At 40.8% G+C, this 22,681-nt stretch carries 16 protein-coding genes, 2 CRISPR repeat arrays and 1 other annotated feature (1 of these 19 only partly in view); of the genes, 2 read left to right on the top strand and 14 right to left on the bottom strand.

The annotated features are described in order from the left end of the window. Positions 1 to 27: 27 nt before the first annotated feature. From uvrA to ACYQ1I_RS02320, 4 genes are all read right to left on the bottom strand, one after another. Positions 28 to 3,810 carry an excinuclease ABC subunit UvrA gene (uvrA, locus tag ACYQ1I_RS02335; protein ID WP_459762073.1) on the bottom strand — a complete coding sequence of 1,261 codons (3,783 nt, stop codon included), beginning with the start codon at positions 3,808 to 3,810 and terminating at the stop codon, positions 28 to 30. Positions 3,811 to 3,834: 24 nt separating this feature from the next. Beyond that, on the bottom strand, positions 3,835 to 4,785 hold the full coding sequence (locus ACYQ1I_RS02330) for an AraC family transcriptional regulator (protein WP_459762071.1): 951 nt from the start codon (positions 4,783 to 4,785) through the stop codon (positions 3,835 to 3,837). Between the two features lie 148 nt (positions 4,786 to 4,933). Next, entirely contained in the window at positions 4,934 to 6,055 is a 1,122-nt protein-coding gene (locus ACYQ1I_RS02325; protein WP_459762069.1) for an aminotransferase class I/II-fold pyridoxal phosphate-dependent enzyme, read from the bottom strand. A gap of 369 nt (positions 6,056 to 6,424) precedes the next feature. Next, positions 6,425 to 7,474, bottom strand: a complete 1,050-nt coding sequence (locus ACYQ1I_RS02320; protein WP_459762067.1) for a GerMN domain-containing protein — start codon at positions 7,472 to 7,474, stop codon at positions 6,425 to 6,427. A gap of 217 nt (positions 7,475 to 7,691) precedes the next feature. Between ACYQ1I_RS02320 and ACYQ1I_RS02315 the strand changes: the two genes are divergently transcribed. After that, positions 7,692 to 8,147: a hypothetical protein gene (locus ACYQ1I_RS02315; RefSeq protein WP_459762065.1), complete on the top strand. Its 456-nt coding sequence runs from the start codon at positions 7,692 to 7,694 to the stop codon at positions 8,145 to 8,147. Between the two features lie 66 nt (positions 8,148 to 8,213). Here ACYQ1I_RS02315 and ACYQ1I_RS02310 read toward each other — a convergent pair whose 3' ends face one another. The 3 genes from ACYQ1I_RS02310 to ACYQ1I_RS02300 form a co-directional block, all read right to left on the bottom strand. Then, the gene (locus tag ACYQ1I_RS02310; RefSeq protein WP_459762063.1) at positions 8,214 to 9,683 is read right to left on the bottom strand and encodes a protein adenylyltransferase SelO; all 1,470 of its coding nucleotides are present in this window, start codon (positions 9,681 to 9,683) and stop codon (positions 8,214 to 8,216) included. A gap of 242 nt (positions 9,684 to 9,925) precedes the next feature. Next, positions 9,926 to 10,846, bottom strand: a complete 921-nt coding sequence (locus ACYQ1I_RS02305) for an AraC family transcriptional regulator (protein WP_459762061.1) — start codon at positions 10,844 to 10,846, stop codon at positions 9,926 to 9,928. Between the two features lie 660 nt (positions 10,847 to 11,506). Further along, positions 11,507 to 11,962, bottom strand: a complete 456-nt coding sequence (locus ACYQ1I_RS02300) for a DUF6653 family protein (RefSeq protein WP_459762059.1) — start codon at positions 11,960 to 11,962, stop codon at positions 11,507 to 11,509. A 393-nt stretch (positions 11,963 to 12,355) separates the two neighbouring features. Between ACYQ1I_RS02300 and ACYQ1I_RS02295 the strand changes: the two genes are divergently transcribed. After that, the gene (locus ACYQ1I_RS02295; RefSeq protein WP_459762057.1) at positions 12,356 to 12,913 is read left to right on the top strand and encodes a DUF6609 family protein; all 558 of its coding nucleotides are present in this window, start codon (positions 12,356 to 12,358) and stop codon (positions 12,911 to 12,913) included. A gap of 183 nt (positions 12,914 to 13,096) precedes the next feature. Here ACYQ1I_RS02295 and ACYQ1I_RS02290 read toward each other — a convergent pair whose 3' ends face one another. The 7 genes from ACYQ1I_RS02290 to ACYQ1I_RS02260 form a co-directional block, all read right to left on the bottom strand. After that, entirely contained in the window at positions 13,097 to 13,438 is a 342-nt protein-coding gene (locus ACYQ1I_RS02290; protein ID WP_459762055.1) for a hydrogenase maturation nickel metallochaperone HypA/HybF, read from the bottom strand. 38 nt (positions 13,439 to 13,476) lie between these two features. Continuing rightward, positions 13,477 to 14,388: a DUF5692 family protein gene (locus ACYQ1I_RS02285; RefSeq protein WP_459762053.1), complete on the bottom strand. Its 912-nt coding sequence runs from the start codon at positions 14,386 to 14,388 to the stop codon at positions 13,477 to 13,479. 36 nt (positions 14,389 to 14,424) lie between these two features. After that, positions 14,425 to 17,112, bottom strand: a complete 2,688-nt coding sequence (locus ACYQ1I_RS02280; RefSeq protein WP_459762051.1) for an FAD-dependent oxidoreductase — start codon at positions 17,110 to 17,112, stop codon at positions 14,425 to 14,427. Between the two features lie 21 nt (positions 17,113 to 17,133). After that, positions 17,134 to 17,814: a hydrogenase nickel incorporation protein HypB gene (gene hypB / locus ACYQ1I_RS02275; RefSeq protein ID WP_459762049.1), complete on the bottom strand. Its 681-nt coding sequence runs from the start codon at positions 17,812 to 17,814 to the stop codon at positions 17,134 to 17,136. Between the two features lie 298 nt (positions 17,815 to 18,112). Beyond that, positions 18,113 to 19,366, bottom strand: a complete 1,254-nt coding sequence (locus ACYQ1I_RS02270; RefSeq protein ID WP_459762047.1) for an FAD-dependent oxidoreductase — start codon at positions 19,364 to 19,366, stop codon at positions 18,113 to 18,115. Further along, entirely contained in the window at positions 19,359 to 20,423 is a 1,065-nt protein-coding gene (locus ACYQ1I_RS02265; protein ID WP_459762045.1) for a helix-turn-helix domain-containing protein, read from the bottom strand. The genes ACYQ1I_RS02270 and ACYQ1I_RS02265 overlap by 8 nt, the downstream gene beginning before the upstream one ends. 313 nt (positions 20,424 to 20,736) lie before the next feature. After that, positions 20,737 to 21,101: a CRISPR direct-repeat array (repeat unit 30 nt; unit sequence GTTTTAAATCCTTATAGGTACTTCTAAAAC). Between the two features lie 354 nt (positions 21,102 to 21,455). Further along, positions 21,456 to 21,722 (bottom strand) — a binding site (T-box leader). A gap of 53 nt (positions 21,723 to 21,775) precedes the next feature. Beyond that, on the bottom strand, positions 21,776 to 22,285 hold the full coding sequence (locus tag ACYQ1I_RS02260; RefSeq protein ID WP_459762043.1) for a hypothetical protein: 510 nt from the start codon (positions 22,283 to 22,285) through the stop codon (positions 21,776 to 21,778). A gap of 252 nt (positions 22,286 to 22,537) precedes the next feature. Next, positions 22,538 to 22,681: a CRISPR direct-repeat array (repeat unit 30 nt; unit sequence GTTTTAAATCCTTATAGGTATCTTCTAAAC) (it continues 2,125 nt past the right edge of the window).

The raw sequence follows: 22,681 nt of genomic DNA, 5'->3' as shown, positions 1-22,681 counted from the left end.
CTTCTAGGGCTGATGAATACCATCAGTTTAACTAGGGGTTTTGATTTTCTTTAATAACCTCCCTGTGTGGCTGCCTTCTATTGACGCAATTTCTTCCGGAGTACCCTGGGCAACAATATAGCCGCCGCCCAGCCCCCCCTCCGGCCCCATATCAATCACATAATCAGCTTGATTAATTACCTTGATATGATGAGTAACGATGATCACTGTATTCCCCATTTTCGTTAAATGTTGAAGAATGCTCAGAAGCTTATCAACATCTGAAAAATGAAGGCCTGTTGTTGGTTCATCCAATAAGTAGATATTTTTTCCCCTATGGGCCTTCGCAAGCTCCTTTGCCAGCTTAATCCGTTGAGCCTCTCCACCAGACAAGGTCAAGGCGCTTTGCCCCAACTTAATATACCCAAGGCCCACATCGTAAAGGGTTTGCAAAATATCACTGATGCTTTTATGCTCTTTAAAAAAAGCCAGGGCCTCCTCAACGTTCATAGCTAATACCTCGGCTATGGAGCGATTGTGATATTTAACTTCCAGAACATCAGCGTTAAATCGCTTTCCCCGGCAAACTGGACATTCTACCCAAATATCAGGCATATAGTGCATTTCTATCCGTCTTCTGCCTTCTCCATGACAGGTCTGACATTGACCTGTTCCACTGTTAAAGCTAAAGCTATTCTGCTTTAAGCCTTTCTTCTTAGCCCCTTCCGTTGAAGCAAACAGCTTTCTAATGTGATCAAAAACGCCCGTATAGGTTGCCGGATTAGATCGAGGTGTTCGGCCGATGGGCTGCTGCGTAACACATACGACCCCATCTATTCCCTCTAGTCCTTCTACTGTTTTACAATTTAGATAAAGGGAATCTTCGTGATTAACATAGCCCGTCACTGCCGGGTATAGGGTTTTCATGGCCAGGCTGCTTTTACCTGACCCACTGACCCCGGTAATACAGGTAAGAACCCCCAGAGGGAAATTTACATCTATATTTTTTAGATTATTAGTCTTTGCTCCCTTAATCTTAATCCACCGGCGAGGTATTTTCCTTACAATCTCTTTACTAGCTTCCATACCAGCAAGATATTTCCCCGTTTCAGAGGCTGAATTCTGCATAACCTCTTGGGGAGAACCTGCTGCCACAATCATCCCTCCCTGTGTTCCAGCACCGGGGCCCATATCAATTATTTTATCTGCAGCCAGCATTGTTTCACGGTCATGCTCCACGATTACCACTGTATTACCTTCCTCTGTAATTTGCTGAAGCATTTCAATTAGTGGCTTGTGATCCCTGGGATGAAGCCCTGTAGAAGGTTCATCCAGTACATATAATATATTGGTAATACCGCTACTCAAGAGGGATGCCAGCCTTAATCGCTGCAATTCGCCACCCGAAAGGGTGGGAATTCTTCGATCAAGGGTTAAATAGGAAAGCCCTAATTTCAATAAATTGTCTAGGCGCCTATGGATACTTATTAATAGATCATGGACAATTTTTAATTCCGCTCCCCTTAGCTGTTGGGGCAGGGCTTCAATCCATCTCCTAAGCTCTTCAACTGTCATCATAGCAGCTTCAGGAAACCTGGTTGAAGCAATGGAAACATGTCTGGCTTCTGCATTAAGCCCTTCACCATTACAGTGGGGACAGGTTTTTTCCTGCATAAATTCCATAGCCACGGGGCTTGCCCCCGCTCCACTGCCCTCTTTGAAAAGCCTTTCAATGGTGGGCACAGCTCCCTCAACAGGTCTTGCAATTTCTCCCCTTCTGCCTCCGGTCTCGTAGCTAAGCTTCACCACTCTGCCATTGGAACCGTAAAGGGCCTGCTCCCTAAATTCCGGCGGTAACTCCTTCCATGGCAAAGCCAAATCAACCTTCATGTCCTCTGCCAGGGCCAGAACTTCGCCCTTCATCCAATTGGCATTGGGCTTTTTACTAAACTTCCCTAAGTTTCCCCACCATTTCGAAGCTCCATCTAATATTGATAGGTTGGGCTTAGAAACGATTAAATCGGTATTCACCTCAAGATTAACCCCTAACCCCCTGCATACCGGGCACATACTTTCGGGATGATTAAAGCTAAAGGTGGAGGTTGTCAGGGCAAAGAAAATGTGATTGCAATGATAGCACATTTCCCTGGTTTGAAGCAAAACCCTCTCTGATTGATTAATCAACACCTCTATGGCCCCCTTCCCCAGGGTTAGAAAATGTGGAATACAATTTTCTAACCTTTTCTTATACTGCTTCCATTTCTCATCCTTTGGGTTTGGTACGATAAAGGCTTCCTTCTTTTCGGGGTGGTAAAGGGGGCTTATGGTAAGCTGGGTTCCCGCCAGCAATTTAAACAGTAATTGAGGAATTTCGCCGACTTCCAGGGCCTTAACCGTCCTTCCGCATTCAGGACAATGCCGTACCCCCAGGCTGGAAAAAAGCAGACGCAGGAAATCGTAAATTTCTGTAAAGGTACCAACGGTGGATCGTGGGTTTCTGCCCTGGTTTTTTTGCTCTACAGCAATGGCTGGTGGAAGGCCGAGAATTTGATCGAAATCTGGTTTATCCATTGGCTCCAGGGCCCCCTTGCCTAAGGCAGACATACTGTCTATAAAACGCCTTTGGCTTTCGGCATACAGGGTATCAAAGGCCAGGCTGGATTTTCCGCTGCCGCTGACCCCCGTAATGACTGTCATTTTATTTTTAGGAATCGTTGTACTAATATTTTTCAAATTATGTTGCCTTACACCCCTTATTATAATTTCATTCGTGGGCGAATCGATTCGTTGCGGTTGATTCTGAAACAGGTTATCGGTACCTTCTAAATTTTGTTTTTCCAGAGCCATATAGGGTTTTAATTGCTCCAGGGGCCCTTTTCCTATTTTAATGCCTTGGGCATTTAGCTTAAGCCCTTGATCCTCCAGCCACTCCGGCCAATGATTCAGCCATTTGGGAACTGTATACTCCTTTACCCTGTCAAGGGCTGGAACATAGGGAATCACATCTATGACAGGGGTTTTATCAAAGGCATCCAATCCTGAAACCTCTATCGTTTGATTTCGTAGATCTATGCTTACAATTCTAACGGTGGTCATGGCAATTGGGTTGGGCCTGACAGGAGACCTGGAAGCAAATATCCCTGTTCTGGGGGCATTTTCATAGGGAGGATTACACTGGGTGGCCCGCCGATACATGGCCCGATCAAACCTGTTAAACCACCATATTAGCTTAAGATGTGAAAAGCCCTTCAATTGTACCAGAAGATCATCCTTTACCTTAAAAAGCCGAAGGAAGCAGGTACCCTGTATTTTTCTGATTTGACCCAGGGGCTTTAAAGTATGTTTTTCTCCCAGAGGGAAATCGGGCCCTAAGGCCTTTATTTCAATATTTTTATATATTTCTGCTTCTTCATTCCGCCACTTCTGCCATTCCTCCATTGGCCCTGGCAGGCTGCAATGCCTTACACGGTCTTCACAGGGAAAATAGGGCTTTATATCATAGACCCTGCTGTTGCTACAGGCTGGCACCCGGTCTACAACCACCATTCCCTGCTGCTGATCCACCTTAATTATTTTCACCACGGGAGTAAGCACTTTCCCCTTCCTTAAAGAATAGGCCGACCTGATTTCCTCCTGCTGATCTTTGTCATCTTGAAAATGCTGGCCTGGAAAATTTTCCGGCTGATTACCCTCTACAAATAATATCCCATGACTAAATTCATCTAAATACTTTAATGCCGGACGATAGTCCGGCATAATTTGCACAACTGAACAAGTCTCCCGGGTGATTAATCTCCCCACCGGAAAGAGCTCCATTTTTTTATCGTCCAATTTAAATCCTCCATTCTACCCTTCTTACCACAGGGGCTTCACAGGTATGTAAATTTCTACTTTACGGCTTGTTTCCAAAAGGTTTTCTGGGTAATGTTCAAAGCTTAACCTGTCATCGGGCTGATAACCGCTTCCTGGAAGCCAGTGTCCATACATGGCATCCCAGGCCTCTTGATATTGATCATCCTTCAATAGGAATCGACCAACGGCATATTTGCCTTCAGCAATGATCCGGCTTCCAAATTCCCCTTCTGCTTCTACCTCCTCCGAAACGGCCATACACAGGCTTATACGCAATTTATCCTCTTCGGTTAAATCTAAATTGTCATGAAATAGGGTAAGCCACTTTGTTTCCTCGCTCATCAGCCCCCTTTCATGGGCCCACTGAAACAGCTGATTGAAAAGACCTTTAAATAATTCAGCATTTTCTTTATAAGCCCCCCTGTGTCGCAGATAGATTACCTTCATGGCCGGCACTTGTTTAACCTCTACCTGATAGGCCATACCTGTATCGGTAATGAATGAAGCCCTGGGTCTATGGTCTATATGATTATTATAATGAAACTGATTGGACGATACTTTTCTCATATTGCTTTCTGTTGTAACACCTTGTCTTTTAACCCCCTGCTGTATACGGAATTGACTGGCATTAACACCATAATATTTTTTAAAGGCCTTGGCAAAGGAGGCTTGATTTGAAAAGCCACAGGCCAGGGCAATTTGTACAATCTCCATGGCGGGGTTAGCAATCAGAAAAAAAGCCGCCTTTTCCAGGCGAACTCTTTGTATATATTCAAATAACCTTTCACCAGTTAAAAGCAGAAATATTCGATGAAAGTGAAAGGATGAAAAATTAGCAATTCGAGAGAGCTCCTTGAGGGAAAGTGCTTCTGAAAGATTGGTCTCTATATAATCTTGAACCCGATTGATTCTTAAGCTGTATTCTTCCCATAGGGCTTGCTTGATCCCATGCATCACCTGAGTCCCCCTAAATTTAGTATCTTTTTATCTTACGCTACTTGCCTAGAGCATGGCCCAGCATATCTGAAACCACACTTAAATAATCATCCTCCTAACAAAAAAGGTAGGTTGAACTGCCTTTTAAGTATTCAGGATTTCAATCTTAAACCAATTTCTTTTCAATTAAATATGCTTCAAAAATCTTTAGATTGGCATCAAAGCTTCTTCTGCCAAAGCCCATTCTAAAATAGGGTCCGTCATAGAAATAAGTATCTGCCGGCAGCAGTAAAACCCCCTTTTCAGCCACCAACTGATCACAAAATTGTCTGATGGGAATTTCAATGTTGATCCGGTGGAATCCGATGGGGCCCGCCATGGGACGATTATACTGAAATAACTGACTATATTTTTTAAAGAAGGCATCTGCAATCTTGAGATTATCTTCTATGATTTTTCGATTCCTTTTTAGTATCTTATCACCATGACGCAGGGCAATCAGGGCCAGCTCTTCAGCCGGAGCGCTGCTGCATATGCTGGTATAGTGCTTAAACCGTTTCATCTTTTCTCTAATATCCTTATCCTTGGTGGCAATCCAGCCAATTCTCAAACCAGCTAGGCCATAGGACTTAGACATAACTCCCAAAGACACGCCCTTTTCATAGAGGTCTGCAAACCAGGGCCGCTCTATTTCATCGAATTCACTCCCCTTATAGACCTCATCATAAAATACATAAAGGTTGTGCCTGGCAGCAATATCTGCAATTTTTTTCATTTCCTCGGGGCTAAAAATATAACCTGTAGGGTTATTGGGGCTATTGACGCAAATTAGTCTGGTATTGGGCTTAATTAATTTTTCCAGCTCATCAAAATCCATGGCCCACCCAGCGGCTGTCTGCTTAAGATGCCATTTTGACACCTGACAGCCCAGGGCTTCGGCTACCCCATAAAGGGATTGGTAAACTGGGAATTGGCTAATGATGTGATCACCTTTGTTCAGGCAGACATTCATAAAGTTAAAGATTGCCTCCTGGGCTCCCACATGGACAATTACCTCATCTTCTTTTATCCCCTGATAAAGCCCTGCTATGGCCTCCCTAAGGGCTGGATTCCCGGCCACCTCAGTGTAGCCTAACCAGCCATTTAGCAGGGCCTCCTGGGCCCCTGGCTCGTAGGTTAAAAGCTCCCCTATTGTCATGGCTTCACAGTCTGACTGGGCAAGCAAATAAGGAGCAGAAAACTCGTGTTTATCAAAGTATACCTCCAATTCAAAATCCTTCAGCTTCATTGAATCACCTGACCTTTACTGTATTTTTGCCTTAAATTATAATTATATTTTTAATAAAAATATCCTTCTTAATTTTTTTAGTAGAGTCAAATCTAACACTCCTTTTTTTGTTATAAACCTTAATTTTCAATGGTTTTCATTATTTTTGAAAAAGATCCTACTAAAAAAAAAGAAAGCTTTTACATATCCTTTTTACTTCCATATAGAGGAGTTTTTTCCTTAATAAATGAAAAAAGAGCTGCCTTTTCCAATGATTAATTAATCATTTAGAGACAGCCCTCTTTTATAACATTAATTTAACTCGTTGAATAATTCAAGTTTTACTATTTAAGCAGGATTTTTAACCTCTGTACTAGATTTTTTCAGCTATCACTGATGATAGGGTTGGGCTTCTTCCAGGGCAGGGGTCAAATATTCATCCTCTTCCAAAAAGAAGTGCCCAGACCCATAGGTTTCTCCTTCAATTCGGAGAAAGACCTTTGGTACATTGAAATAGTCCCCAAAGCTATTGGCTAGGCTCTTTAAAATCTGTCCCTCCAGAAAAGCACCGGCATTCATTTCGGTAATTAAATTGCTATTGAAATCTACAAGCACCGATTCCTCCTTTGGTTGATACAAAACTTCCTTTATCTCTACATTTTTATCAATTACATGCCTGATTTCTTCTCCTGGCCCTTCCTTTAGTCTTTCTTGAAAAATCCTCTTAATGTCATCATTGGTTTGAAATTCTACCATTTCCTCTACATAGACAATGGTTTCATTATGGAAATCTGGATAATAAAAGCGAATTTGCTTATTAACGGCTGCATTTTCCTCTAGCTGTGCCAAGGCTGTCACTATTTCAATGTCACCGCTGGTATAAACCGTCTTAATTAACCCTCTATCCACTGCATAGTAGTCTACGGTTTTAACTTCCTCATCGACTATGGTGGTCACCTCAAGGGCCTCATAATCCCCATGGGGAGTCTTGACCGGTACCTGTTCCCCAGTAATTTCTCTAACTCGACCATCGGTGAGGGTCCAGCTGGTTCCTTTGACAAGGGGCTCCTTTAATACCACCTCAGCCGATGAAGTATTGGCTGATAAATCCTCTATCATATTATGAAATATATACATTTCTTCCTGAGAACTGAGTAACCGAACCTCGCCATTTCTAACCTCATATACCTGGGCCACTGTGGTTCCAGGATTACTTATACGAAGCTGAGCTCTGCTGCCTTCAATAAAGTCAAAGTAAACTTCCTTTGCAGCATATTCATTGCCTTCTCCCTCATAAACCAATCGTGTGTTTTCTATAAAGGGAAAATAATCCTCAACGGTGTATTCCGTAGGCTCCTCTACCGGATTATTTGGTGCCGGCTCCTTGGTACAGGCTGTTAACAATAATATTGTACTTAACACTAGCAGCAGCTTTTTCATTGGCCTTTCACTCCTTTACTTGTTATAATTATTATGCCTTATACCCAATTCTATAATTCTTTAAAGGGTATGTTCAAGAACATTTTCTTTTTAGGAAAAACTTACCTCTCTTTTATGTGCAAGGAATAAGAGGAGGCTTTATTAAAGGCTGTGTTATCCTTAGAGAGGGGTCTAGCTGGCCCACCTGCATTAAATTTATGCCAAAGGAGGCTTTACCATGGTTCATTTAGTCTATTGTGATGATAAAGAAAAGGTTTTGGAAAAAATAACGGAAGGAACTAAGACAATGGTTGTACGGGGGGCAGCGGGAAGAAAAATTCCCCATAGCAGGGTTCTGAAGGGGGAATTGCTGTACTTTATTAAAAAGGGATCAGGAATTATTACCGCCATGGCTACGGTGACAGATGTTCAAAATTACATTAAGCTTACCGATGAGGAAATTGTCAAGGTACTTGATACCAATCAGAATAAGCTGAATTTAACAGATAAACAGCGGGCCCGATGGCATAAAAAGTGCCTGTGTTTGGTAGAATTTACCGATGTGAAGGAAATTGATCCCTTAAAATTTGACCATCAACGGAATATGGATGACTGGCTTATATTGGAGAAAATCGAGGATGTGGTGGTAGGTACTAGCATTCCCTTTAATTATAGCCATGCCAAGCTTAAATAGAAAAATAAATCCCAGTAGCAATCATAATACTAACTGGGATTATTTAAGTTAATATATACAGGCTTATTAGGTACCACAAAAGGTTCGATAGGGACAAGCAGAAGGGGCCGGTGGTGAAGCGTATTCACGCTGATCAGGACGATGATCGTAGGGATTGGAAAGGGCATTTAACAGCCGATTCATTACACTATAATCCTCCCTCTTCTCAGCAGCTTCCAGTGCCTCCTCCACCCGATGATTCCGGGGAATCAGGGCAGGGTTATTGTCCTTCATTAATTGATGAAATTGTTCCTTTGATTGTGGCTGCTGATTTAATCTTGCCTGCCAGGCCTCATGCCATTGGTGGAAATCCTGGGTGTTAAAGAAGGGTGTCTCCTCTAAGCGATCAAAGGTTAAGGCTAGGAAAGTATTGGTGTAGTCGGCCCTGTGCTTCTCCATCATACCCAGCAGACCTTCAATCAGTCCCTTATCCTGGGGTTCATAATTAAAAATTCCCAGCTTTGCCGCCATCCCTGTCAGCCAATTGTTTCGATACACGTCTTCATATTCTGCAAGTGCTTCCTGGGCCAGCTGAAGGGCCTCTTCCTGATCAGTGTGCAGCAACGGCAACAGGGCATCGGCTAATCTGGCCAGGTTCCATAGCCCAATACCGGGCTGATTACCATAGGCATATCGTCCCTGGGTATCAATGGAGCTGAATACTGTTTTGGGGTCGTAGGTGTCCATAAAGGCACAGGGCCCATAGTCTATTGTTTCTCCACTGAGGGTCATATTGTCTGTGTTCATCACTCCGTGAACAAAGCCCACCAGCTGCCATTTGGCAATGAGGGCCGCCTGAACTTTTATTGCCTCCTTCAATAACGAAAGGTATGGATTTTCGTCAGCCTCTGCCTCTGGAAAATGCCGTTTTAGTGTATAATCTGCCAGGGCTCGAAGCTCTTCAACCTTCCCCCAGACTGAGGCATATTGGAAGGTACCAACCCTTATATGGCTGGAAGCTACTCTGGTTAGCACTGCTCCAGGCAGAGCTGTTTCCCGCATCACTGACTGCCCTGTTTTGGCCACCGCCAGACTTCGGGTGGTGGGAATACCTAGACCCGCCATCGCCTCACTGATGATATACTCCCTTAGCATGGGCCCAAGGACTGCTCGCCCATCTCCGCCCCGTGAATAAGGCGTTCTGCCTGACCCCTTCAATTGAATATCTACTCGTTTTCCTTCAAGGGTAATCTGTTCCCCCAATAGTACGGTCCTTCCGTCTCCCAGCATGGTAAAATATCCGAATTGGTGCCCTCCATAGGCCTGGGCGACGGGTTCAGCCCCCTGGGGAACTTGATTACCGGCCAAGACCGCCACACCTTCTGGTTCCTTAAGGGTCTGGGGATTCAACCCCAGTTCCCTGGCTAAAGAATCGTTGAGAATAACCAATTCAGGTGAGTTCACCGGTGTTGGATTAATCTTGGAATAAAAGGATTTTGGAAGACGAGCATAGCTGTGATCGAGATTCCATCCAACTTCCATTACTTTTTTGATCATAATTCTCCTTCTCCTTCACTCTTTATATCATTTCATTAAAAATCCTTTAGTACTTTTAAAATTGATCTTAGTTTCTGCTTCCATCAATTTAATATACCTATCTGTCTAATATACCCGTTTTCCAGGAGAGGAACGATTAATAGCAGAATAAAAAGGCCGGTGCATTTTTTTTAATGTACCCGCCCTGCATTGAAGCAATCAATCTGATTCATTTTATTTTTGATTGTTTAGGTCAAGACTTTTTAATCCCCTTGCCCTTCCATTGAAACCAGCATAACCCATATTTCCATTGTGGTTGTGTCAGGCCCATGACTAGCATATCGTTCAGCAGCAAAGGGCGTTGTCATCAGCTTATGCTCTGGCAGCCATGTTTCAAAAAGATATTGATGTGCCTTATAGACGGCATCCATAATAAGCTGTTCAAAGTTCTCTGCCTCAAAGCTACAGACTATATATTCCCCCGCTGGCAGTTCCCATGTATCATAGTCTGCTATGGTCCCCTTTGAAAAAGCCTCTGCCCCGGCAAAGTAGCAATAATGCCCTTCCTTTGTTCCAGAAAAGGCAACACCTAGTTCATCCCCATCAGGCTTTATTCCCTCAATAGTTGGCTTTTTCTCATGGAAGGTATCCCACAAAATTCCCAGGGTATCTACTCCTGTTTCTCCCCCACCTGGCATTTGATCGATGGGTTCTTCTGTTGTAAGTCCAATAAAATATTGTGTTGAAGAAATTTGTTTACGGGTCATCTCAAGAATGATCCCATCCGCAATCAGCGGAACATTCTCATTTACCAGGGTATAATTTAGATGCAATTGAGGTTTGATAAAATGGTTCAGCCGTACAGGGCTTTGGCGGAATTCCTCGGGGGTTATACCAAAGCAAGCCTTAAATGTCCTTGTAAAAAGCCCATGTGAGGAAAAACCAAAATCTAAAGCAACATCGATAATCCGTTTGTCTTGCTTAACCAAGGCTTCTGATGCCCTTGCAAGACGACGAAGCTTGATATACTCATTGACAGGCTTATGAACCAGTCGGCTAAAGAGCCTTTGATAATAAAATGGTGACAACGCTGCAATTTTTGCCAGGGTTTCAATTCTAATTTCCTCTGAAATGTGTTCCTCAATATAATCTACTGTTTTCTGTATTTGTTCCCATGCGTGCATATTATGCACCTCCTTTTTAAATAGGATACCATGAGGTCATTAAGCTCACTTGACTCTCTATGCTCTTTTTATTTTTTAAGGATTTAATACCGTCATCATACCTTTTTAATAACATCCTGGTTTGGTTATCAATGAAAAAAACCATAATTCCATGTTAGAATTACGGTTTCATTCGATATAAACATTTAGGATCTAAACTTCCACCTATACCTATGATTTTATCACAGATTAACTCGTCCCCTTCTTTAAACACCATATAATATTTGCAATTAGTAGGCCAAGTGATAGACCGAAGCCTGTCCCACTTATTGAGAGGAATGTGTTTTTTCTCATAATTATCGAAAAAACAGCACCCACAAACATACCAATCATCATTCCAATGACAAGGTATTTAGAATGGCTATTATCATTATTATTGTTCAAATCAATCCCTCCGATTATATATAATCAACCAAAGTGAATTAGGTCGATAGGCTTACACATACCTTGTTTTGCTATTAGTAATATTTTATCATAAGTATTTTATAAAATCCTTAAAATTAGAGAAGTATTTAATTTTAAACCTATCATAATAAAAAAAATTCAACAAAGTTTAAGTTGGTGTTAATACGCACTAATTCTGAGGTTGATATGATATTTTAAGATAATAACACATTCATTTTATTGATGATCCTGAATACTATACAATTCATAAAGTGTACTGAAACGATCGATACGCCATAATTGAGCTAAAATTAAGATGACAGCCCCCAAAAGGCAGACCCATAAATGAAATTGATATAATCCCCAAGCAATCAATAGCATTCCTGCGATCCCAAGAATAATCAGCCAGCGTTGAACGACCGCATAATGTTTCGGTATTTCGTCTCTCTTTTTCAGCCATAGCTGCTCGCCATATATGCCCTTGGAAGCCCAGCTTTGGGGTGAAGCAACAGGCGAAAAAACGAGTACATTGAGAACCAACCAAACCAAAACCAAGCCAATCGGGATTAAGGATAGCCATCCCCACCAGGCTCTGCTCCAAACTGCCAGTATAAAAGCTGGAATGGCTGCAAATCGAGTCCATACACTCCATGGATTTGCATGACGCTTCCACATATTATCACTCATTTTCATTTTTTCACCCCTCTAGTATAGTGGTAAAGCAATTGTTATAATACCAACGATTCCATTAGCCCCTCTGTTTTTAAAAATAAACACACATCGTAAATCCGTCAGTAACACTACGTTAATTATATCATAGCAACCTCGTAATTAACATTTTTTATCAATATTATAATTTTATGGTAAATAATTAGAAATATGCTCAGATTTATTGATATGCCTTTGCTATAGCAACATTGACCAAGCCCTTGATCAGGTTGTTAGCAGCTATGATAAATCGAAACGGTTCCAGTAAGACGAAGGAACAATGACAGATAGGCAAGGGCAATGATATAATGAAGGTATAGAAAAATTATCAAATGCTAAATCTAGTGAAATAATCTAAATTAAAAGGTTGGTGTTGGAGTGGGATTTTTAGGTTATAAAAAAAATGAAGTTCGAGAGTATAACGATAAGCGACGTTGTGGTTTATGGTTTCTGATTATTGGTGTCGTAATAATTATTGCTGCTATTTTTGGTAGAGAGCAAAAAATAAATCCCATTATTTTTACGATAGGTTTTTTAATCGGATTTTATATTTCCGGAATTAATAAAAAAGTGATGTTGAAGCTGTCATGGGGAGCGTCCTCAAAATTTCAAAAAAATATGGATACTTTTTCCGTCATAATTCTATTTCCGCTTATGTTTATTTTAGCTGGCCCATTTTTTCCATCGCAAAATTGGAGGATGATATGGTTAAGTGCCTTTCTCGCTGTTGGATTACACTTTTTCCCATTCTATTTTGTGCATGGAATTTCCATGATAGGAATTGCTATTTTATCTACTGCTAACGCACTTTTGGGTATGTTCTTGCCTGAAGTTCCATTTATCGCCTTCGCGTTTAGTGATGGGATTATCAAAATTGGATTTGGCATATACCTTTTGTTTTTTTCAAAACCCACTACTAGCAAAAAAAGAGAATAATATCCAGTTTATTAAGTTAATACCCAAAGGCAGAAAACAGTCTATAAAGGTACCCAGCAAATATTTATATATAGGATACAGTTTTTTCTGCGGTGCTTTGCTCGTTCCTTAGAATATTGAGAAAAGGAATGTACTATATTCAGTAAACATAGCCATTCCTTTAGGATTTACCTATTTTAATTTCTAAAATGCAATGATTTCTTTAATTAGAAATTCTCTTCCGCTAAGTAGATCTAGCTTTGTACTTTCACAGCCAGGGCATTTTTTATGGTGTTCAAGATAATTAAATACCTGATGACACGATTGACACATGACATTACCAGGCACAATCTCTATTTTGAGCTTTGTTTCTTGCATTAGTGTACCATCAACCGCAGCAGGGTAGCAGGCCTCTACGTATCTGGGTATGATGGATGAAAGCTCGCCAATTTGAAGAACCAGGGTGTCGATTTTTGTTAAGTTATTTGCCGTTGCAATTTGTTCGACCCTTTTAATTACCTCTATCACCACACCTAATTCATGCACATCTGCCCACCTCCCAGGGGTCAAAGTTAATTTGTTCATCAGCCTATTGATTGACCTTCTACTCCCTTTGTATTGGACCAAATTTCATCCTTAAATGGATTGAGCTTATATTTTACAATTCGATAGACCTGCCAAACAGCCAGGACAATATGAAGGGCTAAGGTGATTAATGCCAGGGTCCAGTTGGCAGCAGGGTTATAGCTCACCCTTACATTAAAGGTGCTGCCTGTTGCAAAGAAATAAGGAAAGGTCATGACCCACATCATCCAGAAAGACAGGGTATGGGCCCGGTTTTGCATCCAGGTTCCTTTAGCCCAGAATAAGGCCGGTATAATGGGGGCAATATTCAGTGCCACACCAGAATAGAAGGCATTTCCCGGAGCACAGGAGTATACATATGCAATATTCCAAAGGGCATAGGCTATGATATACAGCAGGGTTTGATCAGGCCATATCATATCCCTACGCTTACCGGTGGTTCCGTATATACCCACCCAGCCACAGATTAATACCATATTGAGAATACCTGAAAATCCATTCACGTAGTTCCAGCCACCAGAAATATAATACATTCCGTCAACCATTCCGTTAAAACCAACGATCCCAACCTGAAATTCCCGTATGGTGGCTTCTAAAATATTCAGAGCTAGAATAGCTGGAATAAGAATTAAATAACCTTTATGCCCCTTGTGATAATCTGTAAATCTGACAACCATATAAATGATACTGCCAGCCAGGGCTGAATAGACCTTTACCCAGGTAAACCAGGAGGTTATTTCATTGCCTCCCCTCACAAACCAAATCACAGTCAGTATCACCGGTAAAACCATAAACATAATAATACTTGCCCATTTGCTGGCACGAACCAATTCATTTAAAGCAATTAAAGCCCCTAAAACAACAAACCACATTATGACACTGTACCAAGGAATTGGATCAAAAAAGAACATATAACATCACTCCTTTCAGAATAATCATTGCCCAGCCTAAGCCTTGTTAAAAAAACGATCAAAGAGGTTCCTTACGTTTTTAGCTTTGACTCTTAGTTTTCTTCTGATGGCATGTTTCATAATAATTGGTCTTAATTCCCTTAATTCCACGCCGGCGGCATCATATTTCCTTACCAATGAAATAGCATCAAACCTGCATTTAATGACACAAGTCCCGCAACCCACACATAGATGCTCATCTACAACTGTAACACCACAGCCCAGGCAGCGCTTTGTTTCCTCCATTACCTGCTGGTGCGTAAAGGCAGCCCGTAAATCTTCAAAGGTTTCCCTTGGCCTATTTGGGTTAAAATGGTTTGGTCTTTGTCTGGGAAGGCGATCATAGCCTTCAAGATCCAGCTTACCTTTATCAAAGGCTCTATATTCACGCTTTGTACGGCCAAGGCTTAGGCTCTGACCGGGATGGACATATCGATGAATGGAAATGGCCCCTTCCTTTCCCAGTGCAATGGCATCGATGGCAAATTGAGGCCCTGTAAACACGTCTCCCCCCACAAACACGTCGGACTCAGCAGTTTGAAAGGTAATGGGGTCAGCCTTGACCGTATTATTATGATTTAATTCTATTTTGCTGTCTGCAATTAAATTCCCCCAATAAATTGCTTGGCCGACAGATATCAACACATGGTTTCCCATCATCACCTTTGTTTCAGCTTCATTGAATTGAGGGCAAAACCTATTGTTTTCATCGAAGACAGCAGTACATTTTTTAAATTCTACTCCTGTCACCCGGCCGTTTTCTGTTAAAATCCTCTTTGGCCCCCAGGAATTATTAATCGAGATGCCTTCTGATATGGCCTCTTGAATTTCTTCTTCCAGGGCAGGCATTTCCCCTCTGCCTTCCAGACAAACCAGATCTACCCGTGAAGCACCAATTCGAATGGCAGTCCGGGCAACATCAATGGCAACGTTTCCACCACCAATCACAATGACCGGCCCCTCAATTTTCTTTCCCTGATTAAGATTAATATGGCGAAGAAAATCAATACCAGTCATGACACCTTCTCCTTCTTCACCTTCCAGTCCAAGGCTTCTTCCTGACTGGGCTCCAACGGCCAGATAAAATGCTTTGTATTCCTGTTCCCTCAGGGCTTTAAGGCTGACATCCTTACCAACCTCGACACCTACTTTAAATTCCACACCTAATTCCTTTAAAATATCAATTTCTGCCTTTACCACTTCCCTGCCCAGTCTAAAGGAGGGTATGCCCAGGGTTAACATCCCACCAAGGACCTTTTCCTTTTCAAATACCGTTACGGGATAGCCCTGTACAGCTAAGTAGTAAGCACAGGAAAGTCCTGCGGGGCCTGCACCGATGACGGCAATCTTTTCTGTATGCCACCCTTTCTTTTTTGGTATAAACCGGTGGGCCGAATTCAATTCCTGATCTGCAATGAATTTTTTAATCTCGTCAATTGCAATAGGATCATCGATTTCTGTTCTGGTACAGGCCGATTCACATTTTCTTGGACAAATTCGACCACAAACTGCCGGAAAGGGATTTTCTTCCTTAATCAATTCAAGGGCTTCGATGTATCGACCCTGGGAGGCCAGCTTGATATAACCCTGAATACCAATATGGGCTGGACATTCTGCTTTACAGGGACTTGTTCCAGTCCCCTCTACTACCCGTCTGTTAGATCGATAATTCGGGTTCCATTTCTCTGGGCCCCATTCCGTATTGTGGGGCAGGGGTCGTTCCATTTCAATGGGGGTTGGTGCACAGATTTTTTGCCCCAGCCTTAAGGCATTTACCTGGCAGTTTTCTACACATTCACCACAGGCAACACATTTGTCCTTATCAACCCTGGAAACATAGTTTGATCGTACCATATCGGTGTTCAGAAACATTTCAGCAGTCCTTAGGGATAGACAGGAGCACCCGCAGCAGTTACATATGGCATGGGTTTTTCCGGGACCATCGGTATTGGGAATTTGATGCACCAGTCCGTTTTCTTCAGCTTTCTTGATGATTTCAAAGGCTTCCTCACGGGTGATCTGCCGCCCCCGACCTGTACGAATATAGTATTCAGCCGCATGGCCCATCTGTATACACATGTCTTCCTTTAAATGACCACAGCCTTCTCCCATTACCTCCCTTGCCGTACGACAAGAACAATCCGATACAGAAAACAATTCATTCTCATAAAGGTATTTAGAAACCTCCTCGTAGGAAGCCCTTCTGGTTTCCCCCTGAATAGATTCTTCAATGGGAATTACCCGCATCAAGCCCTTCCCCACGGGAAAATTCCCCACCGTTTTGGGCCCCCTCACCCGTCCATAGGCTTCAAAGGCCTGGGCAATTTGAGGATACCTGTTGACGTTATCTTTATTATTCACCATCATTTCCATCACACCTGGAATCCATGTGTCAAGCCAGTATTGATCTACCCCATCGATTTGATTCACAAAGCAAACACCGGCAACAGCCAATTCCCATAAGAGTTTTGAAGCTTCTTCTACTGATTTACCACATAAAAGGGCAACGTCTTTTGCTGTCTTAGGTTTCCTTAGCTCTAGGCAAAGGCCCACCTCAGCCATTTCATCCGTTACAACAGGCTCTAAAATCATATATTCCGGGTCATCCGCCTTGATACCTGATTTTGAGCCACGTTTTGATCGATTAATATGATTGGCAAGATCCAAGACCCTGTCTTTTACCAATGTAAATCCCCCCTATGAATTTTAGCCTACTGTATTTTCATTCCAGCCTTTAATTTCGCTACGCAGCCAGTCAATCCATGCCTCCATTCCCTCCCCCGTTTTAGCAGAGATGGGAATAATCTTTACATTAGGATTTAATTTTTTAACACGCTCCTCTACAGCCGCTAAATCAAATTGAAAATAGTCTATTGTATCTACTTTGTTAATTAATAAAATGTCAACAACGGAAAACATCAGAGGATATTTCAGAGGCTTATCATCCCCTTCGGGAACGCTTAAAAGCATAGCATTTTTACAGGCACCAGTATCAAATTCTGCCGGGCAAACTAAGTTACCTACATTTTCTAAAATAACAAAATCAACATCTTCGATTCCCAGCCCAAAAAGCCCCTGTTTGGTCATATCTGCATCAAGATGACACATGCCTCCTGTATGCAATTGAATCACCTTTGTGCCTGTTTTAGCCACCCTATGGGCATCTACATCGGAGTCAATATCTGCTTCTAAAACGCCGATTCTGGTTTCCTCCTTCAGTGCTTCAATCGTCCTTAAAACAGTTGTCGTTTTTCCTGACCCCGGTGACGACATCAGGTTTAATAAAAAGGTCTTGCTTCTTTTCAATTCCTGCCTTAACAAATCAGCCTGCCGGTTATTGTCTTGAAAAACACTTTCTTTAATTTCAAGAACTTTAAAGTCATTCATATACCCTCCTCCTTTTTCATGGGGTTTGCCCTTTTTTCCGTTAGTCTTATCCACTCTAGTATTGTTAATTATTTATCATTTTCAGTATATGAAAAGTTAATAGGGCTGTCAAAATATGAAAATCCTTGAAATTTGATACTTTTTTCCACTTTATATTTTAAGTCTGGTTTACATCATCTTATTAATTCAATCTCCATTTAAATCATTTAAGATACAGCTTTTAATGTTAAGGGGTGTAAACAATACATGAAAGTAAAAAAGTTGCTTTAATGATTAAAATCATCTAAGCAACTTTCGACTAAAAATATTGATTAACCAAATAATTTGAGTATCGAATACAATTTTCCATGGAAACGGTACTCATAATTTCTCCCGCCAGGTAAATATGATGCTTCCCCTGCATTTCTTCCATCTTATCATAAAATCCCCGCTGCAATACCGGTGTATCAACATATGGGCACTGTTTCCAGGTTTTAAAGTGATATAACCTTGGATTGGAAATACCCAGCTTTAACAAATCTCCTTCGATCATCCTTAAGGATTCTGCCCTGGTGAGTTCAGGATGCTGGTAAGCATATACAGTTAATAAGCCCTGGTCTTGATTAACATCCCAGCGAGAATTCCATATGATAAGATGCCCCTTCCTTTTTGCATTTAGGTTCTCTAAAATACATCCGCATCCCTTCGGCAGCTTCTCGCAACCAAAAACATATACATTGTAATCTTGATATTGAATACAGGATAAAAATTCCTTCATCTGTTCATCTTCATTAAATAGCGTTTTAAATTGATCAAGGGCAGCTGTAATAATCACACGATCAAATTTTAGCTCTTCAAATTCGGTATACACACTTAGCTTCGTATTCTTTGCCAATTCAATTTGTGTTACAGCCTGTCCTAGCCTTAACTCTTTAACGGTCTGACTTAAGCAGTCAATCAAGGCATACACGCCGGATTTCCATGTGAAAAACTCCGGCAGTTCTAAAAAAGACATGACTGTATCATAATTTAATATTCGTAGTACATATAGAGCAGGTACCCGGTCTATGTCTCCCAATCCATAGCTGGTAAAATAATGTCTATATACACTTTTTAAAATCTTAAACTGATGAAATTCGCACCACTTAGCAAAGGGCCACATTAATGGAGCCTCCAGCTTATTTATATTAATCTTTTCTAAGGACCGATAGCCCTCCAGTACTTCTGGAAGCCGATCTACCTCCTGAAGAAAATTTTTAAGGTCCGATTTAGGGATCTGCTTAACCTTGTTACCGTACATATCATAATTGATTCGAGACAAATTCAGGCCATCAATTTTTATATTGTATGATTTCATCAAGGCCCTTAAATGTTTTTGAACAGGTAAACCAAAAAGGGCTCCCAATTCATAGGGTCTTCCCCTGTACCAAATGGTATGCAGCTTTCCCCCAGCCCGACTATCCTTTTCAAAAACTGTTACATTTTGATAGCCCTTTCTTTGTAGTTCTGCTGCAATAACAAGTCCTGAAAGGCCTCCTCCGATGACTGCAACCCTGCAGCCTGTTTTATCCATCGTAATCAACTCCCTTTGGCTGATTTAATAAAGATAAAATCCAGAGGGGCAGTGTATCAAAGTCTACATTGTTTTGGGCTGCCCTTTCAAGAATCACCTCTGCCGGTGTTTTGCCAGCATTACAACCTTTGGCGATGGTTTTGACAAAGTTATAGTGCCTCAAAAACCTATTGAATTCCCTTTCGGCCTTGGCAAAGGAGTCAAGGCTGTAATCTGTTCCAATTCTGCTATAAAAGCCTTTAATTAAAATTTCAATAAAATCATCTGTAGTATGTAATAAGGAATGTTTGTCATGTTCAACGAAGCTGTGCTTTATATTTAAGTGCTCCATTATTTCCTGATACTTATTTCCCTTTAAAAAATAAACCATTAATTCCTTTGATTTGATCGTGACCAAATGATCAATTGTTAGATTAAAGGTCTTTAGCAAATAGACAATCTTTAATTGAAAGTGGTACCAAATATCGATGTCTTTTCTCCTGTTATACAGCTTGACGACTCCCAGTTTAGAGTAGACATCGTATAAGCAATATTGATAAATTTTCCCAATTCCATCAAATTTTCCAATATAATCAATACGATGTATAACAAATTGACCCGGATAGGCCACCTCTTGCTTTTGGTCAAGGTCTGACTTTATGTCTTGATTTTGCTGCTTTTTAGGATGATGCCTTTTGTTTTTTGAATATATGATTCTTTGGGTTTTTTGTGACAGGTTATAACGTCTTAAAACGTTGTAAATACCAGATTCGCTAATGTTAACCCCCTGGGACTTTAACTCATAATAAATTCTTTTTGGCCCGTCTGCCGGGTATGCGGCTACATAGGCTAAAATTTCATTTTCAATGGCTCTGCCCACCTTATTAGGCATTTGGGGCTTTTTTCGTTCCTTGTTTTTTAGGCCATTTAAACCATGTCTTTGATAGGCTCTATGCCATTTATAAAATGTGGTTCTGGAAATACCAAACTGTCTACAGGTATGGGAAACGTTTTTTTCTGCTTGGGCATACTTTAAAATCATGCTTCTGCTGTGGGCATTAAAGCCTTCTGATTTCATCGCCGTGCCTCCCCTTTACACCACATATGGGCTTGCTGTTAGTATCCAGGTTAATAACTAAGCAATGCTGATTTTATTGTTTATTTCTTAACAATAGACCATATTCCTTTATCTATGAAGAAACTTTTATTAAAAAACCTACACTTCATTAGGCAGTTTTAAGTCTTATAGGTATCTTCTAAACTCGAAACCCGTTACGGGGAAGACACTGTAGAAGTCACGTTATAAATCCTTATAGGTAACTAACGTTGTGGATAAGAACCTTACTTCTAAAACTCTTTAGAATGTCTATGGCCTGGGTGATTATGCTCGGGTTTTAAATCCTTATAGGTACTTCTAAAACGCCATTAGCCCACCTCCGATACAATTATGGTTTGGATGTTTTAAATCCTTATAGGTACTTCTAAAACAATGGAAGGCTGAAGATGAATCGAGATTAGTACCATGTTTTAAATCCTTATAGGTACTTCTAAAACGAGAAGCTAAACTAATGGAACAGATAGAAAAAAGCAAGTTTTAAATCCTTATAGGTACTTCTAAAACGTTCCCAGTTCCTTTGGTAGTTTTCTCCTTCTTCTTGTTTTAAATCCTTATAGGTACTTCTAAAACCTGTCTCTAGGTCTTCCAGTGTATCGAATTTGCCTAGAAGTTTTAAATCCTTATAGGTACTTCTAAAACCCATCGTATGTATTGATATTACTATATATTTATAAATCTGTCAAAGAGCTATTTTATGTAGTTTTCACTAGTGTTTTAGTATTTTATCTTACTTTTCTTTGAAATTTCAATCTTTACAAAAAATGATTATTGTCGTCGATCTTCAGCGTTTTTTACGCTATTGGAGGTCGACGACAATTTATTATCACTGCAAGCAACGAATTTTACTCTGCTATATACAGTTTACCCTATTTTTATCGTTTTTGCATTAAATCAGGCTCGAATATTCCATAAATGCTGCATTGTTGATTCAGCACTGTATAAAATTATATTTCTTTTGCATAGAAAACAAAAAGTCCGCTTAAGCTATGTTTAGCTAAGGGCGAACTCTATACGTCCGTGGTACCACCTAAATTCATATTGAATGGTCTGCACTCAATCAATATGGAGTAATCTCTAATGAAATTATCCGATACTGCTTTCGTTTTAAACGGTAGAAATCTCCGTTGAAGCCTACTCAGATTCAATCCTTTCGGTTCACTGCTCAAAGGCTATTTCCATACTCCTGTCACGAAGATTCGCACCAACCATCTTCTCTCTGGGCTTTGAGTAGTATGTACTCCTCCTTATCAACGCCATTTTGTTCGTGTTCGTTGTAATATTCTAATTGATTTTATGATCAGTCAAAGGGTATTTTAATCCCTGTATACTTCTGAAGATCTTTTTGAAATTCTTGAAAAGGGTTGCTTATAATATCCAAAGGCAAAGACGATTAACATTAAACCATATGCCAACAATATTGCATGGTTTGAATAGATCGTATCACTAAAAATTCTAATCAAAAGACTGGCCCAAGGAAGAAAGCCCAGGGGATAATGCTGTGATAACCCCGCAAAATAATTACTTATACTAACGTTATCTGTCAGATAAAACCGCCAGATATATAACATCAGCGAAATTCCCCATAATCCATTCCCTAACAGAAAAGCTTTCTTTCCTTCAATCTTAAGACAGGCAAATTGATTTCCAACCCAAATCCAAGATATCACAGCAACGTATTTCCATAGGGATAAAATCCACTGTCCAACATTTACAGGCAAAGGATGATTTGTCGCTAGTGAATAGGTGATTAATAAATTTATCGTCATTCCAACTACCCAGGGTAAAAATAGGAATAAAGCTAACAGATATTTTCTCTTTTCCATGGGAGCACCTACCTTCCTTTATTGAAGCTGGCTATCACGTAATTACGAGTTAATACCTCAAAGCAAAATTACCAATCTGAGCTATACTACCAGCATATCTGAATGGGTTACTTATTATTGGGGAATATCCCTAATTTTGAGCTGTACCCACAGGCAGTAATATTGCTAGACCCATGGGAAAAATCTTAGCGGCTTTTTCGCTAAGTATCTTCTAAACCGTACTGCTTTTCTTCCCTTCTTGACATACGGGTAGTTTCCATTCCTTATAGGTATCTTCTAAACTTCAAATTCCGTACCGGCATGGCTGTATTCCGGGGTGAGTTTTAAATCCTTATAGGTATCTTCTAAACAAAGGGACAAAAGTTCAAATCGACACCAAGACAATGTTTTAAATCC

It is taken from the genome of Alkaliphilus crotonatoxidans (genome assembly GCF_054658015.1).
This window is presented reverse-complemented; position numbering and strand designations above follow the sequence as displayed.